Annotated in this window: 7 protein-coding genes and 1 pseudogene; 3 read left to right on the top strand and 5 right to left on the bottom strand. The window is 67.3% G+C overall.

The features are described from left to right. Positions 1-1,299 (top strand): glucose-6-phosphate isomerase (pgi, locus tag A5681_RS17130; protein ID WP_067277372.1); only part of this gene is annotated, 1,299 nt, incomplete at its 5' end. Here pgi and A5681_RS17125 read toward each other — a convergent pair. Next, on the bottom strand, positions 1,300-1,875 hold the full coding sequence (locus tag A5681_RS17125) for a TetR/AcrR family transcriptional regulator (protein ID WP_067277367.1): 576 nt from the start codon (positions 1,873-1,875) through the stop codon (positions 1,300-1,302). It abuts the gene before it with no gap. Positions 1,876-1,967: 92 nt separating this feature from the next. On the opposite strand from A5681_RS17125, the gene A5681_RS17120 reads away from it, so the two are divergent. Then, positions 1,968-3,287, top strand: coding sequence for an oxygenase MpaB family protein (locus A5681_RS17120; protein ID WP_067277363.1), 1,320 nt, complete (start codon positions 1,968-1,970; stop codon positions 3,285-3,287). A gap of 1 nt (position 3,288) precedes the next feature. Here A5681_RS17120 and A5681_RS17115 read toward each other — a convergent pair whose 3' ends face one another. From A5681_RS17115 to cobF, 4 genes and pseudogenes are all read right to left on the bottom strand, one after another. Then, positions 3,289-4,038, bottom strand: coding sequence for an SDR family oxidoreductase (locus A5681_RS17115; protein ID WP_067277355.1), 750 nt, complete (start codon positions 4,036-4,038; stop codon positions 3,289-3,291). A gap of 41 nt (positions 4,039-4,079) precedes the next feature. After that, a complete protein-coding gene (locus A5681_RS27800; RefSeq protein WP_231996343.1) occupies positions 4,080-4,547 on the bottom strand; it encodes a zinc finger domain-containing protein in 468 nt (155 codons plus the stop codon). Between the two features lie 153 nt (positions 4,548-4,700). Next, positions 4,701-4,943, bottom strand: a pseudogene (locus A5681_RS27795) (DNA-formamidopyrimidine glycosylase family protein); the annotation flags it as partial. A gap of 5 nt (positions 4,944-4,948) precedes the next feature. Next, on the bottom strand, positions 4,949-5,692 hold the full coding sequence (gene cobF / locus A5681_RS17105) for a precorrin-6A synthase (deacetylating) (protein WP_067277343.1): 744 nt from the start codon (positions 5,690-5,692) through the stop codon (positions 4,949-4,951). A 119-nt stretch (positions 5,693-5,811) separates the two neighbouring features. Here cobF and A5681_RS17100 point away from each other — a divergent pair, with 119 nt between their 5' ends. Next, positions 5,812-6,720 carry an AurF N-oxygenase family protein gene (locus A5681_RS17100; protein WP_067277340.1) on the top strand — a complete coding sequence of 303 codons (909 nt, stop codon included), beginning with the start codon at positions 5,812-5,814 and terminating at the stop codon, positions 6,718-6,720. Positions 6,721-6,882: the final 162 nt, after the last annotated feature.

Here is a 6,882-nt window from a genome sequence, read left to right as displayed (position 1 = left end):
GTGCACGCCGTACTGGACCGGATGGGCGACTTCACCGACCGGTTACGCAGCGGTGAATGGACCGGGGCCACCGGACAAAGGATCAGCACCGTGGTCAACATCGGCATCGGCGGGTCGGATCTGGGTCCGGTGATGGTGTATCAGGCGCTGCGCCACTACGCCGACGCGGGGATTTCGGCCCGCTTCGTCTCCAACGTCGACCCGGCCGACCTCGTCGCCACCCTGTCCGACTTAGACCCCGCCACAACGCTTTTCGTCGTCGCATCGAAAACCTTCTCCACGCTGGAGACCCTCACCAACGCGACCGCCGCGCGTCGCTGGCTGACCGACGCGCTCGGCGACGCCGCGGTGTCCAAGCATTTCGTGGCGGTCTCCACCAACAAGCGCCTGGTCGACGACTTCGGGATCAACACCGACAACATGTTCGGCTTCTGGGACTGGGTCGGCGGACGGTACTCGGTCGATTCGGCGATCGGTCTGTCGGTGATGGCGGCCATCGGCAAGGAGGCATTCGCCGACTTCCTGTCCGGATTCCACATCGTGGACCGGCATTTCAAGACCGCGCCGCTGGAATCGAACGCGCCGGCGCTGCTGGGGCTGATCGGGCTGTGGTACTCGAACTTCATGGGCGCGCAGTCACGCGTCGTGCTCCCGTATTCCAACGACCTGGCGCGCTTCCCGGCGTATCTGCAGCAGCTGACGATGGAGTCCAACGGCAAGTCGGTACGGGCCGACGGCACGCCGGTCACCACCGACACCGGCGAAATCTTCTGGGGCGAACCGGGAACGAACGGCCAGCACGCCTTCTACCAATTGCTGCATCAGGGCACCCGGCTGGTGCCGGCCGACTTCATCGGCTTCAGCCAGCCCACCGACGACCTGCCGACCGCCGACGGCACCGGCAGCATGCACGACTTGCTGATGAGTAACTTCTTCGCCCAGACCCAGGTGCTGGCCTTCGGCAAGACCGCCGAGGAGATTGCGGCCGAGGGCACCCCGGCGGACGTCGTGCCGCACAAGGTAATGCCCGGCAACCGGCCGTCGACCTCGATCCTGGCCGACCGGCTCACGCCGTCGGTGCTGGGGCAGCTGATCGCGCTTTACGAGCATCAGGTCTTCACCGAGGGCGTCATCTGGGGCATCGACTCGTTCGACCAGTGGGGGGTGGAGCTGGGCAAGACGCAGGCCAAGGCGCTGCTTCCGGTGATCACGTCGGACAGCTCGCCGGCGCCGCAGTCCGACAGCTCGACCGATGCGCTGGTGCGCCGCTACCGGACCGAGCGCGGCCGCACCAGCTGATCAGCCCGTGCGGCTCATGACGTCGGAGCCCAGCCGCCGCACGAAGGTGCGCAAGCGTTCCACGGTCGCGGTCTGTGGCTCGCTGAGGTGCAGCTGCAGCAGTTCGCGTCCGGCGGCGTGCAGGATCCGCGCGGTGTATTCGGGGTCATGCACGTGGGGGTTGATGCGCAGCAATTCGGTGACGAAGAACTCCAACACGACGGCCTGCGACTGAGCCAGCCGCGCGTACAGCTCCGGTGGCGCACCCTGCGGCGGGAACAGGAACAGTCGCCACGATGCCGGGTGGGCGTCGACCGCGGCCAGCACGCCGTCGAACGCGACGATGAGCGACTGGTCGTCGGCGACGGCATCCAATCCCGAGACCGCCTCGGCGAACTGGGCGCCGGCTCGGGCCGCCTCACGGTCGATCAGAGCCACGAAGAGTCCCGCCGGGTCGCCGAACAGCTGATAGATCAATGACCGATTGATGCCCGCCGCCCCGGCGATGCGGTTCGGTGTGGCCGCGTGGAACCCCTCGGCGTCGACGATCGCGTGCGTGACGTCGAGGATCTGCTCGCGCCGGCCTTCGGCGGTCATGCGCCGCCTCGGGTTGCCCGCTCTCATGCTTGACAGCATAACTAACAACTTGTGAGTATTGCTCACGAACTGTTAGTTATTGGGAGGCAGCGATGGTCACGTACTACCCCGAGCTCGCCGAGCGAGTCCGCCGCCAGCGCGAGTTGCTGCCCAACCTGTACGGAGACTTCGACTTCGACCGGCAGCCGGATCGCCTGGCCACGGAGCCGGACGTGGACTCGGCCCTGCCCGCCTGGATCGCCGACCGCGCACCGATCCTCGAAGACCACCGCGTGGTCGAGCTGATGAGCACCGCCACCCTGCTGGGTGACGTCGTCGCCGATCCCTATGCGGCACTGATGGATTCGCACAGCGTCGCCCAGTTGATCGACATGCTCAAGACGGCTTGCCGAGAGGGAATCGAGGCGGTGCGCGACGCACCCCACGAGCTGGTTTCGTTCATCGCCGCGATGGAGGCCACGCCGGAGTGGATCGACTTCGATCTGGTCCGCGAGGGCGCCCGCCAAGAGCGGATCCCCGCGGCGCTGCTGGCGCCCTTCATCACGCGAGGGGCCTTCATCGCGACCTTCACCAACACCTACGCCGCGCTGCCGATGGCGCTGACCGGCGCGCTCTCGGGGAAGCGGGCCGCCCGCCGGGTAAACGAGACCGCCAGTTTCTTCGCGGTCACCACCCTGCCCGGTGCGCTGGACCGTTTCGGGCCGGGTTTCGAGGCGGCCGCCATGGTCCGGCTGATGCACTCGATGGTCCGCTACAACGCGCTGAAGAAATCCGACAAGTGGGATGCCGCCGTGTACGGCATGCCCGTGCCCCAGGTGGACCAGATGCCGGCCGGAATGATCGGCCAGTACCTGCTGGCCCGCAAGGCGCGCCAGCAGGGCCGGACGAAGTTCACCGCCGAGGAGCGCGCCGTCGTCGAATTCGCCAGGTATCGCTGCTTTTTGCTCGGCCTGCCGGAAGAACTGCTGCCCGCGGAACCGGCCGACATCATCCACGTGATGCACGCGCGCTCGGCGCTGCTGCGCGACGGATTCGACAGCATCTGCCAAGAACTCGTCCGCGGCACGATGGCGGCCTACCTGCGGCCCGACACCACCCTGTTCGACCGTTGCGCCGAAGCGGTCGAAAAGAGTTTCAGCAAGCTCACTTTCGTTCGGACCTTCTGCAATGGCAATCGCGAGATTGCCGAGGCCATGGGCGTCTCGATGGGGCCGACGGACCTCGTGCGCGTCGCCCTCACCGCACCCTTCATCATCGGACGTTTCACCGCGGTGAGCCACGCCAGCCGCATGCCCGTGCTTCGGGACATCACCGACGCCTACGTGATCGGGCTGCTCAAGCTACGGCTGGCAACCTACGGCAAGCCCGAATTCACCAGCGACGCGGCGCATTACACGCCGGTGCCGCACTGATTCACGCGAACCACTTGGTGAGCGGGGGCGGCAGCACCCGCATCACCTGCACCAGCGGCGCCCACGGCCACCACGGCACCGCCGCGCGGCCGGGCTCGCGTTCCATGGCGGCGACGAGCGCGTTGACGCCAGTCTCGTTGTCCACCATCAACATCGTGCTGTTGGACTTGGCCGTCATCTCCGACTCGATGTAACCGGGCTCGATGACCGAAACCTTGATCGGCCCCTTGGCGTATTCGGCGCGCAGCGATTCACCCAGCGAGCTCAACCCGGCCTTGCTCGCGGCGTAGGCGGCCTTGACGCCCGGCACGCCCTTGTTGCCGAGCACCGAGGAGATGAGCACCAGATGGCCCGACCCGGCGTGGTTGAACATCTCCAGCGCTGTCTCGATCTGCACCAGCGCGGCCACCAGGTTGGTCTCGAGGGTCGCCTTGTTGGCCCACAGCTTGCCCGAGCCGAGCTTCGCGCCCTTGCCGATGCCGGCGTTGACGATGACCCGATCGATGCCGCCCAGCTCGTCACTGAGTTCGCCGAAGACCTTCGGCACCTGCTCGTGGTCGTTGACGTCCAGCGCCGCGACGGCGATCTTGATGCCCGGATACTTTTGGGCCAGTTCGGCTTTCAGCTCGTCGAGCCGGTCGGTGCGCCGGGCGCACAACGCCAGGTCGCGGCCCTTGGCGGCGAACGCCCGCGCCATGCCGGCGCCCAGGCCGGAACTGGCGCCCGTGATGAGGATCTTCTGCCGAGTCATCCGGGCAGCATATCGACAGGTGTCAAGTCGCGGCCCCTCGCCTACTTGAGCAGCCGCGACATCCGCCGGTCGGCCAGCACCTTGCCGCCGGTCTGGCACGTCGGACAGTATTGAAAAGACTTGTCCGCGAAGGAGACTTCGCGCACGGTGTCCCCGCACACCGGACAGGGCAGGCCGGTGCGGGCGTGCACCCGCAGGCCGGAGCGCTTCTCGCCCTTGAGCGTGGCCGCCCCCTGACCCACCGACCGGCTCACCGCGTCGCGCAGGACCGACACCATCGCGTCGTGCAGGGTGGTGAGCTGCTCATCGGTCAGCTTGCCCGCGGTCGCGAACGGGGACATCTTGGCAACGTGCAGGATTTCGTCGCTGTAGGCGTTGCCGATGCCGGCGATCACCTTCTGGTCGGTGATGACCGTCTTGATCCGGCCGGTGTTGCCGGCCAACAGACCGGCGAGGTCCTCGACGGTGAGCTCCAGCGCGTCGGGACCCAAAGCAGCGATCCCGGGCACGCTTTGCGGGTCACCGACGAGCCAGACGGCCAGCCGCTTCTGGGTGCCGGCCTCGGTGAGGTCGAAGCCGGGCGCCTCCCCGGGCGTGCCCAGGTGCACGCGCAAGGCGATCGGGCCCTTGCCGGGGCGCAGCGGCGCCGCGGACAGCTTGTCCGACCACCGCAGCCATCCCGCGCGCGACAGATGGGTGATCAAGTACAGCTCTCCGGCCTGCAACCCAAGGTATTTGCCCCAGCGGTGCGCCCCGGTCACGGGCTGGCCGTGCAACGCGCTGAGCGGCGGGTCGAACGTTTTCAGGACGGAGAGGGCGCCGACGTCGACGCGGCCGATGGTCAAGCCGACGGCGTGGCGGCGCAGGTGGTCGGCCAGGGCTTCGACCTCGGGCAGTTCGGGCACGCTCTTCAGTCTGCCGGTCGCAGTAAATAGGTGTCCATGATCCAGCCGTGCCGCGCACGGGCCTGCGCCCGAAGTTCCGCGATGCCGCCGGCGACCTCGCCGACCGTGCCCGCCACCAGCAACTCGTCGGCGGTGCCCAGGTAGGCGCCCCACCAGATGCGGGTCTCAGGCGGGCACGTCCGGAAGGAGCATTCGGCGTCGAGCATGACGACCGCTGATCCGTCCAGGCCGTGCGCGCGCAGCTGTCGGCCGGTCGTGATCAGCACCGGTTCCCCGACCTCGTTGAGCGGGATGCGGTGCCGGGCGGTCAGCGCCTGCACCGCCGTGATGCCCGGGATGACGTCGAACGTGAACTCGAGCTCGGCCTCGATGGCTGCCAGGATGCGCAGGGTGCTGTCGTAGAGCGACGGGTCGCCCCAGGCCAGAAAAGCGCCGACGCCATCAGGTCCGAGCTCGGCGGCGATCGCCGCCGACCAGACCCGCGCCCGCGCGGCATGCCAGTCCGAGACCGCGCCGCGGTAGTCCGAGCCGGCCGACCGTTCGGGGTCGGGCAACTCGACGAAGCGGTAGCCGGGCTCACGAATGAACCGGTCGCAGATCTCTCGGCGCAGCGCCACCAGGTCGCTTTTCGCCTCGCCTTTGTCCATCGCGAAGAACACCTGGGTGTCGTTGAGCGCCTCGATAGCCTGAACCGTCACGTAGTCGGGGTCGCCGGCCCCGATGCCGATGACGTGGATATGCCGGCCCAAGAATGCCTCCTCGTCGCTTGCAACAGATTGCCGAATCGAAACCTGAAGGGCCTAGTCGGGACCAAAAGTACCCAGTACCATGGGTACCGTCTGAAGCACCCAATGAAGGGACGCCAGCGATGACCACCACTGCGGTCAAGTCGAGCGGGCCGAGTCGTGAGGAGTTCTCCGACCGCCTGCTGAAGGGCTCGGTCAAAAAGTCCTACGAACCGGTCGTCGACATCGACTGGGACGCCCCGCTGGATCCTGACAAGTTCTACTTGCCGCCGCGCCTGGTCTCGCTGTACGGCACGCCCATGTGGGACGAGATGACCCGAGAGCAACAGATCGAGCTGTCGCGCCAGGAACTGGTCAACACGCTGTCGGCCGGAATCTGGTTCGAGAACATGCTCAACCAATCGTTGCTGCGGACCATCCTGCACGAGGACCCCACGAGCAAGTCGACCCACTACAAGCTGACCGAGCTGGGCGACGAGACCCGTCACATGGTCATGTTCGGCAAGGCCATCGAGCGCATCGGCGCAAAGCCGGTGCGGCCGAGGCTGTTTCACCGCATGATCATCAACGCGCTCCCACTGGCGTTCCAGCGGGGCTCGATGTTGTGGGTAGCCGCGTTGATCGGCGAAGAGATCTTCGATTCCCTGCAGCGGCAGATGATGGACGACCCGGAGCTGCAGCCGATCATCCAGCGCCTCATGCGGATTCACGTCACCGAGGAGGCCCGCCACATCCAATTCGCCCGTGACGGGGCCCGTAAACGCGTGGCCGAAATGCCCCGGATCAACCGCTGGTTCATGGCCAACATCAACGGGCTGGGCGGCTACTTCTTCAACTACCTGTTCAGCAATCCGATCCCGTACGCGCGCACGGGGCTGGACCCGAAGCGGGCCCGACACATCGCGCGCACCAGCCCGCACCGCCGCGAGATGCAGGTGGCCGGTTTCGCCCCGCTGGCGGCGTTCCTGACCGAGGTCGGCCTGCTCGGCCCGATCGCCCGCCGCGGCTGGAAGCGCAGCAGGTTTCTGTGACGCGGCCGGGCGCTCCCGCCAACTCCCGCCATCCCGTAGTCGTTCTCGGCGCGCGCGCCGGCGCTTCCGCCGCGGTGGCGGCGGCCGGCATCACCGACTTCGTCGTCCTCGACGGGCCCGCCGCGCAGGTCCGGTCGGCCTTCGAACACGACAGCGACACCT

The sequence above is a fragment of the Mycobacterium scrofulaceum genome, from assembly GCF_001667885.1.
Lineage (GTDB): Bacteria > Actinomycetota > Actinomycetes > Mycobacteriales > Mycobacteriaceae > Mycobacterium > Mycobacterium scrofulaceum_C.
Note: the sequence above shows the minus strand (reverse complement) of the source record. Positions and strands in the feature narration are given on the sequence as shown.

Bases quoted from the DNA above. Each gene is read 5' to 3' on its own strand.
- A5681_RS17125 (WP_067277367.1), bottom strand. From the start codon at position 1,875: ATGACCGCCGAAGGCCGGCGCGAGCAGATCCTCGACGTCACGCACGCG.
- A5681_RS17120 (WP_067277363.1), top strand. From the start codon at position 1,968: ATGGTCACGTACTACCCCGAGCTCGCCGAGCGAGTCCGCCGCCAGCGC.
- A5681_RS17115 (WP_067277355.1), bottom strand. From the start codon at position 4,038: ATGACTCGGCAGAAGATCCTCATCACGGGCGCCAGTTCCGGCCTGGGC.
- A5681_RS17100 (WP_067277340.1), top strand. From the start codon at position 5,812: ATGACCACCACTGCGGTCAAGTCGAGCGGGCCGAGTCGTGAGGAGTTC.